Annotated in this window: 17 protein-coding genes; 6 read left to right on the forward strand and 11 right to left on the reverse strand. The window is 61.8% G+C overall.

The genetic code is table 11. The annotated features are described in order from the left end of the window. The first annotated feature begins 5 nt into the window (after positions 1-5). Both KBP52_RS15105 and cueR read left to right on the forward strand, forming a co-directional pair. Positions 6-2,399, forward strand: a complete 2,394-nt coding sequence (locus KBP52_RS15105) for a heavy metal translocating P-type ATPase (RefSeq protein ID WP_212623065.1) — start codon at positions 6-8, stop codon at positions 2,397-2,399. Beyond that, positions 2,396-2,809, forward strand: a complete 414-nt coding sequence (gene cueR, locus KBP52_RS15110) for a Cu(I)-responsive transcriptional regulator (protein ID WP_007914676.1) — start codon at positions 2,396-2,398, stop codon at positions 2,807-2,809. Before KBP52_RS15105 ends, cueR begins: the two co-directional genes overlap by 4 nt. Here cueR and KBP52_RS15115 read toward each other — a convergent pair. The 3 genes from KBP52_RS15115 to KBP52_RS15125 all read right to left on the reverse strand — a co-directional run bounded on the left by KBP52_RS15115 (position 2,763) and on the right by KBP52_RS15125 (position 7,141). After that, positions 2,763-3,971 (reverse strand): MFS transporter, encoded by a 1,209-nt coding sequence (locus tag KBP52_RS15115; RefSeq protein ID WP_212623066.1) that lies wholly within the window; start codon positions 3,969-3,971, stop codon positions 2,763-2,765. The genes cueR and KBP52_RS15115 overlap by 47 nt on opposite strands. A 505-nt stretch (positions 3,972-4,476) precedes the next feature. Continuing rightward, on the reverse strand, positions 4,477-5,373 hold the full coding sequence (locus KBP52_RS15120; RefSeq protein ID WP_007914672.1) for a PA4780 family RIO1-like protein kinase: 897 nt from the start codon (positions 5,371-5,373) through the stop codon (positions 4,477-4,479). Between the two features lie 490 nt (positions 5,374-5,863). Next, positions 5,864-7,141: an acetyl-CoA C-acetyltransferase gene (locus tag KBP52_RS15125; RefSeq protein ID WP_212623067.1), complete on the reverse strand. Its 1,278-nt coding sequence runs from the start codon at positions 7,139-7,141 to the stop codon at positions 5,864-5,866. 284 nt (positions 7,142-7,425) lie between these two features. Between KBP52_RS15125 and KBP52_RS15130 the strand changes: the two genes are divergently transcribed. The 4 genes from KBP52_RS15130 (at position 7,426) to KBP52_RS15145 (ending at position 13,377) form a co-directional block, all read left to right on the forward strand. Then, positions 7,426-8,778 carry a 3-oxoacyl-ACP reductase gene (locus KBP52_RS15130; RefSeq protein ID WP_212623068.1) on the forward strand — a complete coding sequence of 451 codons (1,353 nt, stop codon included), beginning with the start codon at positions 7,426-7,428 and terminating at the stop codon, positions 8,776-8,778. Positions 8,779-8,780: 2 nt separating this feature from the next. Further along, on the forward strand, positions 8,781-9,635 hold the full coding sequence (locus KBP52_RS15135; protein ID WP_212623069.1) for a MaoC/PaaZ C-terminal domain-containing protein: 855 nt from the start codon (positions 8,781-8,783) through the stop codon (positions 9,633-9,635). 299 nt (positions 9,636-9,934) lie between these two features. Further along, positions 9,935-11,572 (forward strand): collagen-like triple helix repeat-containing protein, encoded by a 1,638-nt coding sequence (locus tag KBP52_RS15140; RefSeq protein ID WP_212623070.1) that lies wholly within the window; start codon positions 9,935-9,937, stop codon positions 11,570-11,572. Positions 11,573-11,706: 134 nt separating this feature from the next. Next, positions 11,707-13,377 carry a POTRA domain-containing protein gene (locus tag KBP52_RS15145; protein ID WP_116031685.1) on the forward strand — a complete coding sequence of 557 codons (1,671 nt, stop codon included), beginning with the start codon at positions 11,707-11,709 and terminating at the stop codon, positions 13,375-13,377. Positions 13,378-13,521: 144 nt separating this feature from the next. On the opposite strand, the gene KBP52_RS15150 is transcribed toward KBP52_RS15145, so the two are convergent. From KBP52_RS15150 to KBP52_RS15185, 8 genes are all read right to left on the reverse strand, one after another. Then, positions 13,522-15,921 (reverse strand): autotransporter outer membrane beta-barrel domain-containing protein, encoded by a 2,400-nt coding sequence (locus tag KBP52_RS15150; RefSeq protein WP_212623071.1) that lies wholly within the window; start codon positions 15,919-15,921, stop codon positions 13,522-13,524. Between the two features lie 183 nt (positions 15,922-16,104). Beyond that, positions 16,105-16,383 (reverse strand): DUF3613 domain-containing protein, encoded by a 279-nt coding sequence (locus KBP52_RS15155; protein ID WP_212623072.1) that lies wholly within the window; start codon positions 16,381-16,383, stop codon positions 16,105-16,107. A gap of 11 nt (positions 16,384-16,394) precedes the next feature. Continuing rightward, on the reverse strand, positions 16,395-17,084 hold the full coding sequence (locus KBP52_RS15160; protein ID WP_212623073.1) for a tetratricopeptide repeat protein: 690 nt from the start codon (positions 17,082-17,084) through the stop codon (positions 16,395-16,397). A gap of 10 nt (positions 17,085-17,094) precedes the next feature. After that, a complete protein-coding gene (locus KBP52_RS15165) occupies positions 17,095-17,985 on the reverse strand; it encodes a type II secretion system F family protein (protein WP_077570824.1) in 891 nt (296 codons plus the stop codon). Then, positions 17,982-18,866, reverse strand: coding sequence for a type II secretion system F family protein (locus KBP52_RS15170; protein WP_077570822.1), 885 nt, complete (start codon positions 18,864-18,866; stop codon positions 17,982-17,984). The genes KBP52_RS15165 and KBP52_RS15170 overlap by 4 nt, the downstream gene beginning before the upstream one ends. A gap of 10 nt (positions 18,867-18,876) precedes the next feature. Beyond that, the gene (locus KBP52_RS15175; protein WP_077570820.1) at positions 18,877-20,148 is read right to left on the reverse strand and encodes a CpaF family protein; all 1,272 of its coding nucleotides are present in this window, start codon (positions 20,146-20,148) and stop codon (positions 18,877-18,879) included. Next, positions 20,145-21,335: a pilus assembly protein gene (locus tag KBP52_RS15180; RefSeq protein WP_077570818.1), complete on the reverse strand. Its 1,191-nt coding sequence runs from the start codon at positions 21,333-21,335 to the stop codon at positions 20,145-20,147. The genes KBP52_RS15175 and KBP52_RS15180 overlap by 4 nt, the downstream gene beginning before the upstream one ends. Next, positions 21,332-22,582, reverse strand: coding sequence for a type II and III secretion system protein family protein (locus tag KBP52_RS15185; protein WP_077570816.1), 1,251 nt, complete (start codon positions 22,580-22,582; stop codon positions 21,332-21,334). Before KBP52_RS15185 ends, KBP52_RS15180 begins: the two co-directional genes overlap by 4 nt. Positions 22,583-22,592 lie beyond the last annotated feature (10 nt).

Raw genomic sequence — 22,592 nt, forward strand, 5'->3', positions numbered from 1 at the left:
GACCGATGTCCGATTCCATCACTTTCGACCTGCCGATTGCCGGCATGACCTGCGCGAGTTGTGCCGGGCGTGTCGAGCGGGCCTTGAGCAAAGTCAGCGGCGCCAGTGCCGTCAGCGTCAACCTCGCCACCGAGCAGGCCCGTGTGCAGGCGCCGGGCGACAGCTTGCCGGCGTTGATGGACGCGGTCGAACGTGCCGGTTACAGCGTCCCGCAGCAAACCATCGAATTGACTATCGAAGGCATGACCTGCGCGTCGTGCGTCGGTCGCGTCGAGCGTGCGCTGAACAAAGTCCCCGGAGTGAAAAGCGTCAGCGTCAACCTGGCCAACGAACGTGCGCACCTCGAATTGCTCGGTCAGGTCGACTCACAAACCTTGCTCGACGCCGTGAACAAGGCCGGCTACTCGGCCAGCGTCTGGCAAGCCGAACACCCACAAACCGATAACCAACAACAGCGCCTGAAACATGAACGCTGGGCACTGATCTGCGCGATCGCCCTCGCCCTGCCGCTGGTGGCGCCGATGTTGCTGCAACCGTTCGGCATCCACTGGATGCTCCCGGCCTGGGCGCAATTCGCCCTCGCCACGCCGGTGCAGTTCATATTCGGTGCACGCTTTTATGTAGCGGCGTGGAAAGCCGTTCGTGCTGGCGCCGGCAATATGGACTTGCTGGTCGCCCTCGGCACCAGCGCCGGTTACGGCCTGAGCCTTTACGAATGGGCCACCGCTGCCGGGCGCATGCCGCATCTGTATTTCGAAGCGTCGGCGGTGGTCATAGCCTTGGTACTGCTCGGCAAATACCTGGAGAGCCGCGCCAAACGCCAGACTGCCAGCGCCATCCGCGCGCTGGAAGCGTTGCGTCCGGAGCGGGCGATTCAAGTGATCGATGGCCGCGAGCAGGATGTCGCCATCAGCGCGTTGCGCCTGAACGATCTGGTATTGGTCAAACCCGGCGAACGTTTCCCGGTCGATGGCGAAGTCATCGAAGGCCAGAGTCATGCCGACGAAGCACTGATCAGCGGCGAGAGTCTGCCGGTGCCGAAACAACCCGGGGACAAGGTCACCGGCGGCGCGATCAATGGCGAGGGTCGCTTGCTGGTGCGCACTCAGGCGCTCGGTGCGGAAACCGTGCTGGCGCGGATTATTCGACTGGTCGAAGACGCTCAGGCCGCCAAAGCGCCAATCCAGAAACTCGTGGATAAAGTCAGTCAGGTGTTCGTGCCCACCGTGCTGGTTTTAGCGTTGGCGACTCTGATCGGCTGGTGGCTCTACGGCGCGCCAATCGAAACTGCGCTGATCAATGCGGTCGCTGTTCTGGTCATCGCTTGCCCGTGTGCACTGGGTCTTGCGACGCCGACGGCGATCATGGCCGGCACCGGCGTAGCGGCGCGCCACGGCATTCTGATCAAGGACGCCGAAGCACTGGAACGCGCCCATGAAGTCAGCAGCGTCGTGTTCGACAAGACCGGCACGCTGACCTCTGGCACCCCGCGTATTGCCCATTTCAGCGCCATCGATGGTGATGAAAACAAGCTGCTGAAACTGGCCGGAGCCCTGCAGCGCGGCAGCGAACACGCGTTGGCCAAAGCGGTGCTCGATGCCGTAGCGGAACGAGGACTGCACGTACCGGATATCAGCGACAGCCAGTCGCTGACCGGTCGTGGCATCGCCGGTAGTCTCGATGGTCGTCGTCTGGCACTGGGCAATCGGCGCATGCTGGACGAAAGCAGCTTGAGCGCTGGAGACCTTGCCGAATCCGCCAGCGCCTGGGAAACCGAAGGCCGCACGTTGTCGTGGTTGATCGAGCAAAGTCCTGAACCGCAAGTGCTCGGTTTGTTCGCCTTTGGTGACACTCTGAAACCCGGCGCACTGGAAGCCGTGCAACAACTCGCCGCCCGCGATATCCACAGCCATCTGCTGACCGGCGACAATCGCGGCAGCGCCAAAGTCGTCGCCGAGGCCTTGGGCATCCGCAATGTTCACGCCGAAGTGCTGCCGGCGGACAAAGCCGCCACCATCACCGAGCTGAAAAGAACCGGCGTGGTTGCCATGGTCGGTGACGGCATCAACGACGCCCCGGCCCTCGCGGCGGCGGACATCGGCATCGCCATGGGCGGCGGCACCGATGTGGCCATGCACGCGGCGGGCATTACCCTGATGCGCGGGGATCCACGGCTGGTGCCGGCGGCGCTGGAGATCAGTCGCAAGACTTATGCGAAGATCCGTCAGAACCTGTTCTGGGCCTTCGTCTATAACCTGATCGGCATTCCGCTGGCGGCGTTCGGTTTCCTCAACCCGGTGCTGGCCGGTGCAGCCATGGCGCTGTCGAGCGTCAGCGTAGTGAGCAATGCGCTACTGTTGAAAACCTGGAAACCCAAGGACCTGGAGGAGCACCGATGAACATCGGTCAAGCAGCCAAACACAGTGGCCTGAGCGCAAAAATGATCCGCTATTACGAGTCGATCGGCCTGCTCAAAGCGGCCCATCGCACCGACAGCGGTTACCGGCTCTACGGTGACGATGACCTGCACACGCTGGCCTTCATCAAGCGCTCGCGGGACCTCGGCTTTTCGCTGGAAGAGGTCGGTAAACTGCTGACCCTCTGGCAGGATCGCCAACGGGCCAGCGCCGATGTGAAGGCCTTGGCCCGCCAGCACATCGACGAGTTGAATCAGAAGATCCGCGAACTCGGCGAATTGCGCGACACCCTGCAAGACCTCGTCGAGCACTGCAACGGCGACCACCGCCCTGATTGCCCGATCCTCAAGGAACTGGCGTCGGGCTGCTGCGCGCAACCCGCCCGCGCTTGAGGGCGAGCACTTTCACCGTGAGCAAGGTGCCGAGGGGAATGCCATGGAACAGCATGACCACGGCACCCGGCGTCCACCACCCGTAGAACGGCGCGGCGATCAGCATGCCGATGCCGAACCCGGTCATCTGCAGCAAGGTCAGCACGCTGAAAATCGGCAGCCGCAATCGCTCGGGTTCGCGTTGCAGACGCGACATCAGCCCGACTTCGGAAAAGCCGTCACCCAGTCCCGCCGGCAAGGAAAACAGCAGCAGACCGTAGAGGCTGTGTTGCTGGAACATCAGGATAAAGCCACAGGACATCAGTGCCACACCGAAGAAAAACCGTCGTTCGAGGTGGATGTTGTCCGAGCCTTTGAGACGGCTGGCGATTCGCGCACCCAGCAATTTGCCGCTGGCCCACACCGCGAGCATCAGGCCCAGCGTGGTGCTCGCAGAATCCGGTGTGAGCAGTTTGGAAATAATCGGAAAGCCGACGTTGTGTGCGGCGCTGCCCAGGGTGTCGGCCATCGTCACCGCAAGCATCGCGGCAATCACCGGTGCCGCGCGCAGGCCTTGCTTGAGTGCTGTCCATTCGCCCCGTTCGGGTTCGTCGTTGACGGTCGCGGGGGCGAACCGCAGCGGCACGATCAATAACGCTGCCAGCAAATAGGTCAGCGCATTCAGGGCGAATACCGTTTCAAAACCAAAACCCGCCACCAGCAAACCTGAAACCAGACTGCCACCGACCATCGCAGCGGATGACGCTGAGGTGATCCAGGCGTTGGCCTTGAGCAATTGATCAGTGGGGATCAAACGCGGCAATTGACTGTTGAGACCGATGGCGAACATCGAGTTGCCCAGGCCCAGGCCGAACGCAATCACCGGCAACAGCAGGGCCTGCTGGCTGACGGGCACAACCAATAACAGACCCAGCACACTGGCGCGCAGCAGATCGAACGCGATCAGCGGTGCGCGCCCACTGCAGCGGCGGTAAAACGCGGTGCCGATCAGACTGGCAAAAATCCCTCCGCCCACACGACTGGCGAGAAAGATCCCGACGCTCATGGCGCTGTTGCTCAGCAGGTAGACGTAGGTAGCCAGCGCGACCATGTTGAGGAAGGCGCCGAAATCGGAGATCAGGCGGGCGGTGACGATCAGGTGGGTGTTGCGCGGGGTAGTCACATTCAGTCCTTGAGTGTGGTTGGAGCGGTGGACAGTAGACGTGAAATTGCGTTGATCCGAAAGAGCCCTCACCCTAACCCTCTCCCAGGGGGAGAGGGGACTGATTGGGGGATGCTGTGGAGATACGCCGACCTGAATTTTCTTTACCGAATCCAGACAGGTCCAAATGCTGAACTCATCCAATCCATAATCGACCCGGTGTTTCAGGTCGATGTATGACGCAAGACATCTCGGTCGGCCCCCTCTCCCTCCGGGAGAGGGGGCTGATTGGGGGATGCTGTGGAGATGCGCCGACCTGAAATTTCTTTACCGAATCCAGACAATTCCAAATGCTGACCTCGTCCAATCCATAATCGACCCGGTGTTTCAGGTCGATGTATGACGCCAGACATCTCGGTCAGCTCCCTCTCCCTCCGGGAGAGGGCTGGGGTGAGGGGCTTCTGGGCTTCCAAGGCTTCTGATTCAAACAAAAAACCCGGCCGAAGCCGGGTTTCTCGTCAAGCGATCACTGCATCCACGGTGGCGGCGGTGGTTCGTCGGACTTGCCTTTCGGCTCGTCGTCCGCAGCACGGATGGCCTGCTTGCGCTCTTCGTCGAGGCGCGCCGCTTCGATCTCGCGCAACACCCCGCCCACATCGGCCAGGTCTTCCGGATCATCGAACTCACCGGTCAGCACACTGTTCGGGTGCAAGGTGCCGGCTTCGTACAACGCCCACATTTCCTTGGCGTACTTGGTCAGCTTCAATTCCGGCGCAAAGCGCCCGAAGTACGAAGCCATGTTGCCGACATCGCGCTCCAGCATGCTGAACGCGTGGTTGTTACCGGCAGCGTCGACGGCCTGCGGCAGGTCGATGATGACCGGGCCGGTCGGCGTCAGCAGCACGTTGAACTCCGAGAGGTCACCGTGCACCAGACCGGTACACAACATCAGCACGATCTGCGAGATCAGGAACGCGTGATACTCGCGCGCCTGATCCGGCTCCAGCACCACATCATTGAGACGCGGCGCGGCATCGCCGAATTCGTCGGCCACCAGTTCCATCAACAGCACGCCATCGAGGAAGTCGTACGGTTTGGGCACTCGCACACCGGCACCGGCCAGACGGAACAGCGCCGCCACTTCGGCATTCTGCCAGGCATCTTCGGTCTCTTTGCGACCGAACTTGGAGCCTTTCGCCATCGCGCGAGCCTGTCGGCTGTTGCGGACCTTGCGGCCTTCCTGATACTCGGCCGCCTGGCGGAAACTGCGTTTGTTCGCCTCCTTGTAGACCTTTGCGCAACGTAACTGATTGCCGCAGCGCACCACATAAACAGCTGCTTCTTTACCACTCATCAGTGGGCGCAGCACTTCGTCGACCAGACCGTCCTCGATCAGGGGTTCAATGCGTTTTGGAGTCTTCATCAGCTTTTATTGTGGGTCCTTTATTACCAAACACGCGAATGTCACTCGTTATACGGCAATCCTCGCATTACGGGGAGGGGTTGCCGACCTGTGAACCTGTGAATGCACACACTGTGCCGAAAAATCGACCGCTGCGAATCATAGCCGAGCCTTGCCTGTTTGTTGGTATCGGCCGTTGAGGGCATTTGCGACAGAATCTGACATCTGCGGTTTCAGCCCTTTTACCCTCACCCCAGCCCTCTCCCGGAGGGAGAGGGAGCCGACCGAGGTGTCTGGCGTTATACATCGACCTGAAATACCGCGTCGATTATGGATTGGGCTAACCATCTGACTGAAACACCGTCGATTATGGACCGGGCCAAACATCTGAGTTAAACACCGTCGATTATGGATTCGGTAAAGCTCGATCAGGTCGGCGTATCCCTCAAACATCCCCCAATCAGTCCCCTCTCCCTCCGGGAGAGGGTTAGGGTGAGGGGCTCTTCTAGCGTTAGCGTTCGATAATGGCGGTGACGCCCTGCCCGCCCGCGGCGCAAATCGAGATCAGACCCCGGCCCTTGCCTGCCGCATCGAGTAGCTTGGCCAAATTGGCGACGATACGCCCGCCAGTCGCGGCGAACGGATGCCCAGCCGCCAGCGAACTGCCCTTCACATTCAGTCGGCTGCGATCGATCGAGCCCAGCGGTGCATCGAGGCCCAGGCGGGTTTTGCAGTATTCCGGATCCTCCCAAGCCTTCAGCGTGCACAGCACCTGCGCAGCAAAAGCCTCGTGAATTTCGTAGTAGTCGAAGTCCTGCAAGGTCAGCCCGTTGCGCGCCAGCAAACGCGGTACAGCGTACACCGGCGCCATCAGCAGCCCTTCGGCACCGTTGACGAAATCCACCGCCGCCGCTTCGCCATCGCGCAGGTACGCGAGAATTGGCAAACCCCGTTCCTTCGCCCATTCCTCACTGCCGAGCAATACCACCGACGCGCCATCGGTCAGCGGTGTGGAGTTGCCTGCCGTCAATGTGCCTTTTGCGCTTTTTTCGAAGGCCGGTTTCAGCGTCGCGAGTTTTTCCAGGGTCAGGTCCGGACGCAAATTGTGGTCGCGGGTCAGACCAAGGAACGGCGTCATCAAGTCGTTGTGCCAGCCTTCGCTGTAAGACGCAGCCAGTTTTTGGTGGCTTTCGAGGGTCAGTTGATCCTGCTCTTCACGCGGGATCTGCCAGGTCTGCGCCATCAATTCACAGTGCTCGCCCATCGACAGACCAGTGCGTGGTTCACCGATGCTTGGGAAATCCGGAATCAGATGTTTGGGCCGCAATTGCAGAAAGGTTTTCAGTTTGTCGCCGGTGGTCTTGGCGCGGTTGGCTTGCAGGAGGATTCTGCGCAGGCCTTCGCTGACGCTGATCGGTGCGTCCGAGGTGGTGTCGACGCCACCGGCAATGCCGCAGTCGATCTGGCCGAGGGCGATCTTGTTTGCGACCAGGATCGCCGCTTCCAGGCCGGTGCCGCAGGCTTGCTGAATGTCGTAGGCGGGCGTCGCCGGAGACAGACGCGAGCCGAGCACGCATTCACGGGTCAGGCTCATATCTCGTGACAATTTCAGCACCGCGCCCGCCACCACCTCGCCGAGGCGCTGGCCGTGCAGGTTATAGCGTTCGATCAAGCCTTCGAGGGCGGCGGTCAGCATCGCCTGATTGCTGGCGGTGGCGTACGGGCCGTTGGAACGGGCGAAAGGGATACGGTTACCGCCGATGATCGCGACGCGGCGCAGCTGACTCATGAATAACTCCTTGTCCAAAGGTCTGAATTCACGCCAATCCCTTGTAGGAGTGAGCCTGCTCGCGATAGCGGTGGGTCAGATAAACATTTCTTGACTGATACACCGCTATCGCGAGCAGGCTCACTCCTACAGGGGGTCAGCTGTGTTTATGAATGTGCGTTCGGCAACACAAACGCCGGGGGCAAACTACTCTGCTGTTCAAGCGTAGGCCTTATTGCGTGGATCGAACGATTGATTGCCATCGACAGTCCACACTTTGAACCCCAACTTCTGGAGAGCGTTCCATGTCTGACCGCTATATCGACTTCGCCAACTCGTCCATCGGCCATCGTCTGGTCGGGGCGCTGGGCCTGCCGTCGCCGGTGCGACTGGAACGCTGGCAGGCCGGGCGCCTGCGGCCAGTGGAAGGTGCGCTGCTGATCGGCGGCGGGCCGCTGGCCGAACGCGTCAGCGCTTTCGCCAACCGTTTGACCGAGAGTATCTACCGCTACGGCGAGCAACCGACGACCGCGACTGAATGGATTCCCGGCCACGGCCCGAAACTCAAAGCCGTGGTGTTCGACGCCAGTGAATTGCTGCACACCGACCAGCTCAAGCAACTGCGCGAATTCTTCCAGCCGCTGATGAAAAACCTCGACCACAGCGCGCACCTGGTGATTCTTGGCCGCGCCCCGGAAAGCCTCAGCGATCCGTTTGCCGCCAGTGCGCAACGAGCGCTGGAAGGGTTTTCCCGTTCGCTGGCCAAGGAGCTGCGCAGCGGCGGCACGCTGCAACTGATCTACGTCGGCGAAGGCGCTGAAGATCAACTGGAAGGTCCGCTGCGGTTTTTCCTCTCGCCAAAAAGCGCGTTCGTGTCCGGACAAGTCATTCGCCTGACCGCTTGTGCGACGCCAGTGAATGACTGGACACGGCCGCTGGCCGGGCGCAAGGCGCTGGTCACCGGCGCTGCACGCGGCATCGGTGCGTCCATTGCCGAAACACTGGCCCGCGATGGCGCCGAGGTGATCCTGCTCGATGTGCCCCCGGCCAAGACCGATCTCGAAGCCCTCGCCGCGCGCCTCGGCGGGCGCGCCATCACCCTCGATATCTGCGCCGAAGACGCCGCCGCGCAGCTGGTCGAACATCTGCCTGACGGCCTCGACATTCTGGTGCACAACGCCGGTATCACCCGCGACAAGACGTTGGCAAACATGACACCGGAGTTCTGGGACGCGGTGCTGGCGGTCAACCTCAACGCGCCGCAAGTGCTGACCCAAGCGCTGCTCGACAGCGGCACGCTGCACGACAACGCGCGGGTGATTCTTTTGGCCTCGATCAGTGGCATCGCCGGCAACCGTGGGCAGACCAACTACGCCGCGAGCAAGGCCGGGCTGATCGGTCTGGCGCAGGCCTGGGCACCCACGCTGCTGGCACGCGGTATCAGCATCAACGCCGTTGCCCCCGGTTTTATCGAAACGCAGATGACCGCGCACATTCCGTTCGGCCTGCGTGAGGCCGGGCGGCGCATGAGTTCGCTGGGTCAGGGCGGCTTGCCGCAAGACGTCGCCGAAGCGGTCGCGTGGCTGGCGCAACCGGGCAGCGGCGCGTTTACCGGGCAGGCGTTGCGGGTCTGTGGACAAAGTGTTCTGGGGGCTTAGGCATGAGCATCGAATGGCACACGCTGGATCGCGAGCCGAGTCTGCCCGGGCTGTATGCACGGGCGGCGACGCGACGGAAAATCACCGGCACCCGGTTGCCCGACAGTGGTTTGCGCTGTTGGGTCGATGTCGATGGCAAACGCTTGGCGGCCTATCGCAAGGTCTGCGGATTCGTCGATGACGGTCTGCTGCCACCGACGTATCCGCATATCCTCGCCTTTGCCTTGCAGATGCAATTGCTCACCGCCAAAGCATTTCCGTTCCCGCTGTTAGGGTTGATTCATCTGCGCAATCGCATTCGCGTGTTGCGACCGATGGGCGGGATCGGTCGGGCGCAGGTGAGCGTGCGCGTGACCAACCTGCAAGCGCATCCCAAAGGTGCGACGTTCGATCTGCTGACCACCTTGGATGACCAGCTCGGGCCGTTGTGGGAAGCCGAAAGCCAGATGCTCTGTCGCGGCGTGAAGCTTGAGGGTGAAGCTGTCGAACAAACCTGGGAACCCTCGCAATCGCTGGTGGAGGTGGCGCGCTGGAAAGCGCCGGCCGATATCGGTCGGCAATACGCCAAAGTCTCCGGAGACTACAACCCGATTCACCTGAGTGCAGCCAGCGCCAAGCTGTTTGGCTTTCCAACAGCCATCGCCCATGGTTTGTGGAACAAGGCTCGGACCCTGGCGGCGCTGGGTGATCATTTGCCCAAGGCTAACCTCGAGATCGCCGTGCACTTTCGCAAACCGGTGCGCCTGCCCAGTGAAGTGACGCTGCTGGCGAGTGCGGCGGGGTCCAGTGGTGAGTTGCGGCTGATCGGTGCACAAGACCTGGAGCACATGGTCGGGCAGTGGCAACCGATTGCCTGAGCACGCGGGACACCGTTAATTGTGTGTATATAACTTAAGTTTTCGCCGTCCTTCCTCCTTCCACTGAAAAAAACCGGGCCTTGATTATCAAGGCCTTTTTTTGTGCGGCTATATCGTGGGTATTAGTCCTTAGGCGCTGAACTTCGCCCTCTATATAAAGGCGTTAATACCAACTTGAGAATGGTCTGAAACCCGCCCCTGGACTGAGATTGAGCACAACGGTCGAAGGCATCACCGACGACAGATCGGCGAGCCATCGAAGTCAACGAACGTTGTGACAGGTGCAAGGAATTACGATCATGAAAACTCAAGGCGTATGGTGCAAATCGGCAATCGCTCTGGCATTGATTCTCTCCCTTGGCCTCACCGGGTGCAGCAGCGGTGGTGGCGGTCATAAGAGCAGCTCCGGCAGTTCTTCGGCGGATGGTACGGCGGGTACTGGCGGCACATCGGGTAGTGACGGCACGGGGAGCACAGGTGGCACGGGTGGCAGCGGTGATACCGCCGGGACTGGCGGGACCGGTGGGACCGGTGGTACTGGCAATACTGGCGGAACGGGTGGCACTGGTGGCACCGATCCGACCAATCCAACCAACCCGACAGATCCGACCGACCCCACCAACCCGACTAATCCAACCACCACACCGTTGGTGACCACCACGCTGGTGCAGGATGTCGGTAATACCGTCGCTGGCGTCGGCGATGGCGTTGGCCAGATCGGTGACTCGCTGAGCAGCGTTCCTGTTGTCGGTGGCGTTGTACAAAGTGCGGCCAACACCGCCGGCAATGTCGTCAGCACCTTGGGTGACGGTGTCGCCAATGGCGTAGGCAAGCTGGCGACCGACCCTAAAGGCCTGACCACCACCGTCGCTTCGGTCGGCGGCGTGGTGACCGATGTGGGTAACGGCGTCTCTGATCTCAGCGGCAAACTGGCAACCGCGACCGGCAGCGTTCCGGTGGTGGGCGGTGTTGTGACCAAAGTCGCGCCGCTGCTTGATGGTGTCGGCGAGAAAGTCACCATGCTCGGCAATACCCTCGACACCACGCTGACCAACGGCCCGACCAGCCAACTGACGAACAAAGTCGGCGGTAGTCTGGTACCCGTGATCGCGATGGTCGAAAGCACCACGGACAAACTCGGCACTGCCACCGGGCTCGGCGATCCACTCAAAGGCGCGATCTCGCAAGTCGGCACTTCGGTGAACACCTTGGGCGGCAGGCTCACCGATGCGGGTAACGGCAATGCCTTGACCAACACCCTCGGCGGCGCGTTGAGCGATACCGGCACCGCGGTCGGCAAGGCTGGCGGTCTGGTGTCCAACGGCACCGGCTCGGGTACTGGTGGCGTGGGTGGTGGTCTGGGTGGCGGCCTCGGTGGTACTGGCCTGCTGCAAACCGTCGGCGGTGCCGTGGTCAACGTCGGCGCAGGGCTGAATGCCGGCAATACCAATGGCGTCGTCAGCGCCGGCGGCGTTACCGCTACCGGCCTCGGCAATACCGTCGCTTCGCTCAACACCGTACTCGGCGGATCGGGCACGCCGATCACCGCGACAACCTCACCTCTGGCCACGGTTGGCGCCACCTTGGGCACGAGTGTGAATCCGGTCACCAGCGCTGTGACCAACGTGACTCAACAAGTCGGCGCAGCGACCGGTATCGGATCACCCGTCGCAAGCCTCACCGGCCAGGTTGGCGGTGCGGTCAGCAGTATCGGCACCACCATTGCCGCGACCAACAACCCGGTCACCACGGCGGTCGGTGGACTGGTCAACAACGTCGGCGGTACCGTCGCCGCCGTCGGTGGTCTGGTCAACGGCGGTACCAGCGGGGGTACCAGCGGGGGTACCAGCGGAGGTACCACCGGAGGTACCACCGGTGGCGGTCTGGGCGGTGTACTCGGCGGTCTGACCGGCGCCTTGGGAGGTAACCAACGCTAAATTGCACCTGGCCGATTCGACGGCCTCACCTACAGCGCCTACGCTTGGTTGAGGGCGGAAGATTCCCACGAGTCTTCCGCCTTTTTTCTTAGGAGAATTCAGCCCAGTGCTGTGATCTGACCATGGAGTGTCCTATGCGCGTAATGGCATCCCTGCTGTTCCTGAGTATCAGTTCCGCCGCCCTCGCCGACACCCTGCCCAGTTTTCTCAACAGCAACGAAACCATCCGCAACCTGCCCGTGCCCAACCTGCCGGCCGACGCCTATCGCCCGAGCGCTACGCCCGTGCAAGTGCCGGACGCCGGTGCCGCCGCTGCGCAACCGCTACTGATGGATACCAAGATCAATTTGCAAACCGTGCAGATCGAAGGCGGCACCCTCTATCCGCTCAACGAGCTCGCCGAAATCTACAAACCCCTGATCGGCCGCCAAGCCACGCTCGCCGACCTGATCGAAGCCACGCGCAACATCACTCGACGCTATCAGCAGGACGGTTACCTGCTGTCCTACGCGTTCTTGCCGCAGCAAAATTTCAATGACGGCGTAGCGCGCGTGGTGCTGGTGGAAGGCTACGTTCGCGATATCCAGATCGAGGGCGATGTCGGCCGGGTCAGAGCGCTGCTCGACAAACTGGCAGCGAAGATCCAGGCCGAACGACCACTGACCCGCAAGACCTTCGAGCGCTACACCACGCTGATGACGCGCATCCCCGGCGTCACGATCCAGGCCCAGGTGCCACCGCCTGGCACCACCGACGGCGCGACAACGCTGGTCGCCCAGGCCAGTCGCAAACCCTTCACCAGCACGCTGAGCACCACCGAAGACAACCGCAACGGCACCCAGGCTTTGCTCGGCGTCAGTAGCAATTCGCAAACCTCGATGGGCGAACAACTGACCCTCAGCGGTCTGTTTCCACCGGGTGATGATCACGAACATTACTACCGCCTCGACTACAACCAGTTCCTCAATGACGAGGGCGCGCAACTTGCCTTGTCCGCTTCACGCTACCGCGCCGATCCCAGTACCGAAGTGCTCATCGACGGCGGTGGTCGACTCAGCACCCATCGTGAAAACGACCGCTACTCCATCGGTTTCACCCTGCCGTTGATTGCCGCCTCCAACGAATTGCTGACCGCCGGCTCGCGCCTGTACGCCGTCGATGACAAGACCCGCTACAACGGCATCAACTTCCCGTTCAGCACCGAGTTCCGCACCGACATACGCGCTCTGGCTTTCGAAGGCGACTGGCGCAAGGCCGATGCCCGGCAACTGCGGATTCTCAGTGGCGGCGTGTATCAGGGTTTCGACAGCCTGGGCGCGCATACCAACTACGACGGCATCGATCTCGATTTCTTCCGCGTACGCCTGTCCGGGGTGCAGAGCAACAAGTTCCTCGATAACTGGCAAGGCGTGCTGTCCGCCGCGCTGTACTGGAGCGACGACAGCCTGCCCGACAGCGAGCGCGCGGTGTTCGGCGGGCAGAATTTCGGTCGCGGTTATCCCGACGATCAAGCGTCCGGCGACAAGGGCTGGGGCGTGGCGTACGAGGTCAACTACAGCTTCAACCGCGACGGCAACTGGGTGCGCATCCTGCAACCGTACGTGGTGCTCGACCGCTCGCGCAGCTGGTTCAATGAACTGCCGGTAAAGGCCAACAATCTGTCATCGGCAGCAATCGGGCTGCGGTTTGGCGATGCCAAGTACTACAACATTGCACTGGAAGCGGCGAAGGCGATGTCGGATGAAGCCCTGGACACGTTCAATCGCAGGCCGCGGTACAGCATCAGTTTCAGTTATCAGTTGTAGGGCCGGGAAGACATTCCAGCCCTGAGTCAAAACCAAAGTGGGAGCGAGCCTGCTCGCGATAGTGGTGGGTCAGCCAACAAGTCTGTCGACTGACACGCCGCCTTCGCGAGCAGGCTCGCTCCCACAGGTTTTGCGTGGTGCGGATCAGAACGCGTAACGCACCTTCGCGGTAAAACCGTCAGCATTGAAGCCGCTGGCTGTCACGTAGTTGTACGAACCGCCGACACTCCACGCACCCATCCGGTAGTTGGCGCCCAGGCCCAGTTCATAGCTGTCGCGCACCGGCGTGGTGCCGCGGCTGGTGAATGAGTCGCCGCCGAGTACGAACGATGATGAAGTCGTCACTTTGTCGCCAATCACGTCATGCCAGGCCATGACTTTCGCCTCAGGTTCGAGACTGCCGGTGCCGAGCGCAAAATCTGCGGCCAGGCGCGCACCGAAACCCAACTCACCGACTTCGTAACGCTGGCTGCCGACGTTCAGCGCTGCCGAACTGCCCTTCTCGCGATAGGAATCCATGCCCACGTTGGCGTAACGCGCACCGACCTGCGGCTCCAGCACCACCTCGGGCATCCACTGTACGGTGTAACCGGCCAGCGCCGAGACGCCAAATACATTGCTGTCGTAATCGCCCTTGGCGCGTGTGCCGGCGATGTAGCGCTTGGACTCGTTGTCATTCCAGCCGTACATCAGCGAGGTGTCGACGAACCAGTTGTCATGCGTCCAGTTGCTGTAGGCCGTCAGAGCGTGGCCGGTGACTTTGGTTTTGCTGCCGAGGTCGGATTTCACGTCGGTATCAAGGTAGCTGTAGGCCAGACCCAGCGTGGTGTCGGCGTTCAATTGACCATCGGCGCCCACGGCAATCCCGTGGCTGTCGGCATCATAGCCGGCAACGCCGCGGCGCTCGTCCTGATTGGCATCGCTGCTCAAGGCTTGCAGCCATACGCCTTTGTCGGTCGAACCGCTGGCGTGGCGCGCACGGCTGGAACGCTCAGTGATCACACCCGACACCAGCGTCTGACTGTTGGTGGCCGCGCGCAGCACGCCGCGGCTGACGTCCGGGCTGAGCGATTCGGACAGGCGCGCCAGTTCGACATCGGTGCCGGTATTGGCGAAGGCCTGGAACAGCGGATCCTGCTCGTCGATACGCGACATCACAGCCGACACGCGCCCTACAGACGTCGCCGCATTCTGACTGCCACCGACCGCCAGGGTGTTGTCGGCCAGCGTCTGGTCGGACTTGGCCGTCACTACCGTGGTGATGTCATTGCCTTGTACGCCGAAGCTCTTCACATCGAGCAAGGCAGAAGAAGAGGTCACGGTCAGGTTGCTGCCACCGAGCAGATTGCCCGAGCTGATCAAGGTGTAGCGCGTGCCGCCGGGCGTGACGCGGAAATCACTGGAGCGCGCCAGCAAACGCAGTTGCGCGCCCGGGGCGATATCGGTGGTGCCAGTGACCTTCAACACCGGCAGCGCTGGATGGGTGTCGTTGCCCAGGTACATCTCCAGCACCGAATTGGCTTCCTCCATGTCGAAGTCGCCCATGATGGTGGTGTGTGGGCGCACCAGGGTCAGCGTGCCTTCCTGGATCGTGACGTAACCGGACTTGATGAGCGAACCGTCAAAGATCGCATCGCCATCGATTTTCACCCCGGACAGCCCCAGCAGATCGCCCTTGACGGTGCCGCCCACGAAGTCGAAATAACTCTCGCCGTCATCCACCTGAACGGCCGCTGTGCCGCCTTCGATCAGGCCGTATAACTGGTAGATCCTGAAGGGATTGCCACCCACCACCTGATCACTCACGTGCACACCGATGGACTCGCCGGAAATCGTGCCGTTGTTGTACAGCATGGTGAGACTCTGGCTCGGCGAACGAGTGAAGCTGACCCCCTCCAGCGTGAGCGCCTCGGCATTGCTGCCAGTGGCGCGAATGGTGCCGTAGTTGCTCATCGCGCTCTGGACAGTGACACCGTCGAGCAACACCCCGACGGCATCCGTACCGCTGACATTGATGGTGCCCGTGCCGCTGTTGTTGAATCCGCTCGTATTGGTATGGACCAGCATCACGCCGCTGGCATTGCTGCCACTGACATTGATGCTGCCATCGTTCATAACGGAGCTACCGAGTGTGCTGCCCACATCGGAAATCCCCGTGGAGCTTCCGCTCCCCGTCAACCCGTGGACCGCAATCGAGCCGCTGTTGATCAAGCCCAGCGTAATGTTGGTCGCCACTGCACCGGAGGCGCCGATGTTGAACCCCACGCCATTCGTAGCCCCTTCGATGCGGATGCTGTCGTTGTTGCGCAACTGCCGCGCTCTGAGCCCCATGAACTGTGCACCGTAAGTCAGCCCGGGCGCGGCCACCGGCGTGGCGTTCAAGTTGCCATGTACGTCGACCAGATTGGTCGTGTTCAGCAGGTTGCTGTTTAACGGCGCGCTGCTGATGTCGAAATGGTAATCGGCAGCGGCGCAGCCGGCATGCAGGGTGGCGGCAGCAATAGACAGCGCCAGTAACGAATGGCGCAAGCGAGCGGTATTCAAAGGAAAGTCCCTTCCAAAACATGAAAAACAGTTTCAGCAGGGTTCACATATTCGTTCAGGCATCCCTACCGGCCCGCCAGATTGCCTGGCCTGAGCGCGGGGAAATTTACACGAGCCATCATTTCGACACCATCGAAAAGTCAACGAGATGGCGTCAATTTTCAGATACCCCGACGGAAGGGCTCAGCCACCGCCTCCCGAGCCACTGTCGACCTTACCCCCCTGCTCCTGATCGAAAAACTGCGGGATCTCATGCTGGTAGCTTTTCAGCCAGCGCTGCATGGCCTCCTCGCGTTCCGCGGGCGTGACGGTCTGGATCTTCGGCGAGGCCACTTTGTTGCGCGCCTGCAGTTGCAGCCAGCCTTCGGTTTCCTGTTGCTGGGCCGAGGCCGGGCCGGCGTCGATGGCGTGGCTGGCGAGCGGCAAGGCCAGCAGGCCGAGGCAAAGCAGCGTGGCTTTCATCGCAATTCTCCTTATTTGAGCATCGCCGTGATGGCAGCGGTGGAGCGGCCCGGCACTTTGAGTTTTTCCGCGCGGCTCTGCGCCTCGCTGAATTGCGCCGGACTCAAGCCGAGACGGCTGACCAGTTCGGCTGCGCGGTTCCAGTCATCCTGATACAGCAACAGCGTCACCAGATTGAGCGCCGCCAGTTGATCGCTTTGCTTGAGTTCCATGGCGGTGAGGAATTCGAACCGGGCGTCTTCGATGCGCAACTGGTTGAGGTACACCACGCCCAGATCGTTGCGGATTTTTTCGTCGGTGGGGGCCAGTCGTGCCGCGCGTTGCAGGTGCGCCTGAGCCTGACCGTAGTCGGATCTGGCGGCGGCGAGCTGGCCCAGACCATGCTCGGCCTCGGCGGCCAGGCAGGTGCCGAGCAAGCTGCGATACAACGGTTCGGCCTCGCTGCGGCCGAGCAATCGGTAGACCTTGGCCTTGCGCAAACGCACATCGGCGAGGTTATCCGGCAGGCTTTGCAGGTTGGCCAGGCTGGCGTGCAGCTTGCCGTCATTGGCCATGTCATCGGCGAGGTTCAGCGACAACTGCTGATCGGAACTCAATTTGCCGCAACTGGCGCTGCTGGTCAGCGCCTCCCAAGGGTTCTGCCCGGTGTTGGCACAGCCACCGAGCAACAGAAGACATGCACCCGCAATCATTGCTTTCATTACCACTCCTTCAGGCACCCAACGCTTTCGCCAGGGCGGTGAAGCCCGGGCCGGCGAGGACAATCAATAACGCCGGGAAGAGAAACAACATCATCACGACGGACATTTTTGCGGACATCTTCGAGATGTATTCCTGCAGGCGCGTCAGGCGCCGGTCATCGAGCAATTGCTTGAGCGACAGCAGCGACTTCATCGCACCGCCCCCCTGATACAGCAATTGCTGGAGGATCACGCAGGTGTCGGTGAACTCATCCACCGCCAGCAATTGCGTGGCCTTGTTAAGTTCTTCACCCAACTCGAGGCCGGAGTCGACCCGCGCCAGTACCAGCCGCAGTTCCTGGGTCAGCACCGGCAGCAAGGCCTGGCCTTCGTGACTGAGCACCCGCAGTGCCTGCTCCACGGCCATGCCGGATTCGAAGAGGATGCGCAGCAGCGGAATGAAGGTGCCAATCTCGGTCGCCAGTTGTTTCTGCCGCCGGCCGACCGCAATCACCAGCAGCCGCTTGGGCAACAAGTAACCGACGCCGAGAGCAAACAGCGGCGCGATCCACTGCCTTTCCACGGCGGGAAAAAACACCGATTGCACCAGCAACGTCAGCGCCAACAGCAATAGCGGCGCGCCGATCTGGCAGGCGGCGAACAACGAACGCTGACGGGCGCTGCGCCATCCGAGGCGGTTGAGCAGGGCCTGGGTTTCGTTATCGAGTTTGACGCTGTGCTGGCCGACTTTGCTGTCACCCAACACTTGCAGGAGGTTGCCGAAACGGTTTTGCCGCAGCAGGTCACCTTCCAGTCGACGGCTGATCTGGCGGGCACGGCGGCGCTGTTCGAACAGGCTGCTGAGCAGTAACAGTGCCGCGCCAAGCAACAGCAAGGCGCTGATCATCAGGGGCGTCGTCATAGGCTGCGCAACATCCGCCAGAGTAAAAGACTGCCGACCACCTGCATGCCGAACGCCGTGGCCAGCATGCGCTGCCCTGACGGGTCGTGCCACATGGCGACCAGATAAACCGGATTGGCCATCAGGAAGTACCCGGCCATGATGATCGGTAGCAGGCCCAGTACCCACGCAGTCAGGCGCGTTTCACCGGTCATGGCACGTAACTGCCGCGAGGCCTGGTCGCGCTCGCGAATCATCTTGATCAGGTTTTCCAGCAGCTCGCTGGCGTTGCCGCCATAGCGATGATTGACCTTGAGACCGAGGGCGAACAGGCGAAACTCATCGCGCTCATAAAGCTCAGCCAGATCCGATGCGGCGTCCGGCAGGCTCACACCCAACTGGACGTTGCGCTGGATCCGCCCCATCGCGTCTTGCAGCGGATTGTCACTGGCTTCAATGGCGCCGAGCACCGCGTCGGCGAGGGTGCGCCCGGACTTCAGACTGCGCACGGTGTGGTCGAGCAACGGCGGCAATTGCTCGATCATGCGCCGCAAACGGCGCTGGTAACGCCAACTGACATAGCCGCGCATGGCCAGCGGCGGCACCATCAGCAACACGAGCAAACCGATCCATCCGAGCAGGGCGAAACCCAGCAACATCCCCAACGCCCACAGCAGCAACCAGAGACCGAGACGGTCTGTCGGCCGGCCCAGTCCTGCGCGTAAAAAGGCCCGTTCCAGCCCCGCCCAGCGCGACGCCGGTGCGGTCATTTGCGGTTGCCCCTGATTGAGCCGATCAAGCACGCGCTCGGCGCCGCTCTGACGCAAGCCGTTGTAGAACAGGCGCAGTGACAGCCCGAGCAAGGTCAGGCAAATCACGATCAGCAACAGCGGTTTGAGCATGCCGTGGCCCTCAGTGCGCAAGCGTCGGTTCGCGGCGCAACTTGTCGCCCGCCGGGTTGAGCGCTTCGCGCAGAAAACCGAAGCCGCTGCGCCGATCAAGGCGAAACAGGGTGTTGGTGACGTAGACGTCATCGCGCACGCCCACCACTTCCACCACTTCGCTGACACAGCGGCGCCCGTCTGGCATGCGTGTCAGTTGAATGACCACATCCAGCGCCGCACAGATCATCTGCCGCAGGGTGCGTTCGGCGATGGTGCGGCCGGTCAGGCCAACCAGGGTTTCCAGACGCAACAAGGCGTCCTGGGCGTTGTTGGCGTGTACGGTGCTCATCGAGCCATCGTGACCGGTGTTCATCGCCGTCAGCACGTCGACCACTTCGACCCCGCGAATCTCACCGAGGATGATCCGGTCCGGACGCATGCGCAGGGCGTTGCGGATCAAGTCGCTGGCCTTGACCTCGCCATGGCCCTCGGCGTTCGGCGGGCGGGTTTCCAGGCGCACCACGTGCGGGTGGCCGAGTTGCAACTCGGCAACGTCTTCGATGGTGACGAGGCGTTCGTGAGGATCGATCAACTGACTGAGGATGTTCAGCAAGGTGGTTTTACCGGTGCCGGTGCCGCCACTGATAAGGATGTTGCAGCGCTTGCCCACCGCTTCCTGGATGAAGTCGTAAATCGCCTGATCGATGGTTTGCATCGCCATCAGGTCAGTGCTCTTGAGCATGTCCTTGCGGAATTTGCGAATCGACAGGCACGGCCCGTCGAGGGCAATCGGCGGGATGATCGCGTTGACCCGGCTGCCATCCGGCAGGCGCGCATCGACCATCGGCGATGACTCGTCGAGACGCCGCCCGAGCGGTGCAAGAATGCGCTGCATGACCCGTTCGACGTGATGCGCATCGATAAAGCGCAAGTCGCTCAGATGCAGCACGCCCTCGCGCTCGATGAATACCCGGTGCGGGCCGTTGACCAGAATCTCGGTGACCGCATTGTCGCGCAGCAACACTTCCAGCGGACCGAAGCCGGTCAGCTCATCAACGATTTCTTCCGCCAGACGCTCCATCTCGTAACGGGAAATCGCCAGGTGCAGGCGCGCGATGTACTCGGCGACCTTGTCGATGACGAACTGCGAAAGCACCTGCCGCGAACCCTCCAGCAGGTTTTTCCCGGACTCTTCGATGGCGTCGATGATGTAGCGGTGCAACACCAGTTTCAAACCGTCGTGGTCAGTATTGCCGGCGGCATGACGTTGCGGCCCGCCGAACAGTTGCTCGCTGCTCATGATGTGCCTCGCAAGCGATCGAACCAGCTGGCCTTGGGTTTGGCCAGGCCTTCGGAGCGTTTCGCCAGGCGTTCGCCGAGGGTGCGCAAGCTCTGGCTGATGGCTTCACGCGGGGCCAGCTCGAAGAGGGTGACGCCCTGGTTCTTGGCGTTGAGGCGAATCTCGGGGCTGTAGGCGAGCACGGCGATCACCTCCAGGCCGAAGGTCTTGCCGAGGGTGTCGGAGTCCGGTGTGACGTTGCGCAGATAGCGATCCACCAGCAGCCGGCCGTGATCGAGTTTCATGCCTTTTTCGCGCCACAGATTGAGCACGGCGAGGTTGCGACGGCAGTCGAGCACGTTCTGGTCGGTGTACCACAATAGCTTGTCGCAATGACTGACGAAGGTGCGCAGCGCTTCACTGTCGGGCTGGCCGGTAAGGTTGACGACAATGTGCTGGAAGTGTTGGCGCAAGGCGCTGAGCAACATGTACAACTCGGCAGCGCTGGTGCGCTCCAGCGGCTCGTCGCCAGCGGCGTAAGCGAGAATGCGCAGACCCGCTTCGGCGCTGGTGAAAGCACTGTCGATCAGGGTCGCGTCGAGTCGCCGCAAGTGGCGCAATGCATCGCCGAAGTGGAACGAGCTCTCAAGCCCGAGCAGGGCCAGGCTGTCGCCGCGCGGCAAGCCCAGATCCAGCAGCAAGGTTTGCTGGCCGCTCTTCTGCACCACCAGCGCCATGTGGTTGGCGAGCAGCGCGCCGTCGGCGTTGCTTTGCACCCCGTAGAGCACGGTCAATCCGCCGAGTTGGGCATTCGGTGTCACCGGCGGTAGGCGTTTGCTCAAGCGCCGCACCAGCCCGGCGACCTCACTGGAACGCGAGCCGTAGGCGACGAAATCCCGAGCGCCAGCGCGCATGGCGTTAAGTACCAACTGATTATCCATACCGTCGCCGAGGGCGACGATGGCGAGCATCGGCTTGGCTTCCAGTACACCCTCGATCAAGGCGCTTTGCGCGACCAGATGATCGCGATCAAGCCCCACGAACACCAGGCTGGCGAAGGTTACGTCGACCAGCGCCAGCAACTCGTCAAGGCTGCCGCCACCGGCGCTGACCACTTGGCCGAGGGGCGCCAGCGCACCTTGCAGCCACTCAAGATCGGTGTCGTTGCGGGTGATGGCGAGGAAGGTCTGACTGAGGCTCTGGCTCATTGCGATAACCCACTGCGTTTATCGAAGTTGCCGTTTTCGAGGAAGTACAGGCGATACCAGTTCGGGTCGTAGTTGCGCAGTTTTTCCCCTGGCAGCGACGGCAGCGGCGCATTGGCCGCCAGTGGCTGCACCAGGTGCGGGGTGACGATCATCAGCAGTTCACGCTCTTCGCGATTGATCGATGAATTGCGAAAGAACGCACCGAGCACCGGGATGTCGCCAAGACCGGGGAATTTGTTCACTTCAGAGGCATTGCGGGTGCTGATCAAACCGCTGATGACAAAGCTTTCACCGTCTGCCAGGGAGATGCTGGTGTCGGTGCGGCGAATGTTGAACGCCGGCACCGTGGTGCCGCCGATGGTCACGCCATTGTTGTAGTCCAGCTCGCTGACTTCCGGAGCGACTTTGAGGGCGATGCGGTCGTTGCTGACCACCGTCGGGGTCAAGGTCAGACGGATGCCGAACTCCTTGTACTCGATGGAATAGCTGTTGCTGTTGGCGCTGGGCACCGGGATCGGGATTTCACCACCGGCCAGGAAGCTTGCGCTTTGCCCGCTCAACGCCACCAGGCTCGGCCGCGCCAATGTATAGGCGAATCCGCTGCCCTCCAGCGCGTTGACAATGCCGAGGAATTTGCTGCTGCCACCGCCCCAGACGATGTTGAACATGTCGTTGGCCAACGGGATATTCGGCGCAATGATCGGCACTGTACCGGGCCTGACACCGATGCCTGGCACCGTACCGGGAGCGCCGATCAGGAAATTGTTCGAGCCCTTGCCGTAAATCGAAGTGCCGGCCTCTTTCAGTTTGGTCCGGCTGACTTCGACGAAGCGGATGTCGGTCTGCACTTGCGAAGGCAAAGCCGGATCACCCGTCGCCGGCAGCGCAACGGCCGTCATCGCCGCACTCGCCTTGCCTTGCACGAACACCATGCTCTGGCGCGGGGTGCTTGCGCAGGCACTCCAGATCATCAGCGTAGTGGCGCCGGGCGCAACGCCGGTGAGCAGAATGCCCTGATCGCCGGTCACACGCACGTCGGCAATTTTCGGGTCGCCCACCGCCACCCGGGTGATCGCCACGGGGGATTGCAGTGCCTGTTGCAAGCCTTCACCGACTTCGAGCGTCGCGGGCAGCGGGCCGAGCGCCGCGCAGTTGCCTGCAGCGGCGACGGCGCTGCCGATCGAGGCGACGCTCAGCAGCGAGGCTCGCAGCAAGCCGTTGAACAGGGGCGTAAAGCGTGTGCGCATGTAAAGGCGT

The sequence above is a fragment of the Pseudomonas sp. SCA2728.1_7 genome (assembly GCF_018138145.1).
Taxonomy (GTDB): Bacteria; Pseudomonadota; Gammaproteobacteria; order Pseudomonadales; family Pseudomonadaceae; genus Aquipseudomonas; species Aquipseudomonas koreensis_A.

What these genes read in the sequence shown, in the direction of transcription:
- KBP52_RS15105 (WP_212623065.1), top strand. Translation starts at nt 6, where the DNA reads ATGTCCGATTCCATCACTTTCGACCTGCCGATTGCCGGCATGACCTGC.
- cueR (WP_007914676.1), top strand. Translation starts at nt 2,396, where the DNA reads ATGAACATCGGTCAAGCAGCCAAACACAGTGGCCTGAGCGCAAAAATG.
- KBP52_RS15120 (WP_007914672.1), bottom strand. Translation starts at nt 5,373, where the DNA reads ATGAAGACTCCAAAACGCATTGAACCCCTGATCGAGGACGGTCTGGTC.
- KBP52_RS15125 (WP_212623067.1), bottom strand. Translation starts at nt 7,141, where the DNA reads ATGAGTCAGCTGCGCCGCGTCGCGATCATCGGCGGTAACCGTATCCCT.
- KBP52_RS15130 (WP_212623068.1), top strand. Translation starts at nt 7,426, where the DNA reads ATGTCTGACCGCTATATCGACTTCGCCAACTCGTCCATCGGCCATCGT.
- KBP52_RS15135 (WP_212623069.1), top strand. Translation starts at nt 8,781, where the DNA reads ATGAGCATCGAATGGCACACGCTGGATCGCGAGCCGAGTCTGCCCGGG.
- KBP52_RS15140 (WP_212623070.1), top strand. Translation starts at nt 9,935, where the DNA reads ATGAAAACTCAAGGCGTATGGTGCAAATCGGCAATCGCTCTGGCATTG.
- KBP52_RS15145 (WP_116031685.1), top strand. Translation starts at nt 11,707, where the DNA reads ATGCGCGTAATGGCATCCCTGCTGTTCCTGAGTATCAGTTCCGCCGCC.
- KBP52_RS15155 (WP_212623072.1), bottom strand. Translation starts at nt 16,383, where the DNA reads ATGAAAGCCACGCTGCTTTGCCTCGGCCTGCTGGCCTTGCCGCTCGCC.
- KBP52_RS15160 (WP_212623073.1), bottom strand. Translation starts at nt 17,084, where the DNA reads ATGAAAGCAATGATTGCGGGTGCATGTCTTCTGTTGCTCGGTGGCTGT.
- KBP52_RS15165 (WP_077570824.1), bottom strand. Translation starts at nt 17,985, where the DNA reads ATGACGACGCCCCTGATGATCAGCGCCTTGCTGTTGCTTGGCGCGGCA.
- KBP52_RS15170 (WP_077570822.1), bottom strand. Translation starts at nt 18,866, where the DNA reads ATGCTCAAACCGCTGTTGCTGATCGTGATTTGCCTGACCTTGCTCGGG.
- KBP52_RS15175 (WP_077570820.1), bottom strand. Translation starts at nt 20,148, where the DNA reads ATGAGCAGCGAGCAACTGTTCGGCGGGCCGCAACGTCATGCCGCCGGC.
- KBP52_RS15180 (WP_077570818.1), bottom strand. Translation starts at nt 21,335, where the DNA reads ATGAGCCAGAGCCTCAGTCAGACCTTCCTCGCCATCACCCGCAACGAC.
- KBP52_RS15185 (WP_077570816.1), bottom strand. Translation starts at nt 22,582, where the DNA reads ATGCGCACACGCTTTACGCCCCTGTTCAACGGCTTGCTGCGAGCCTCG.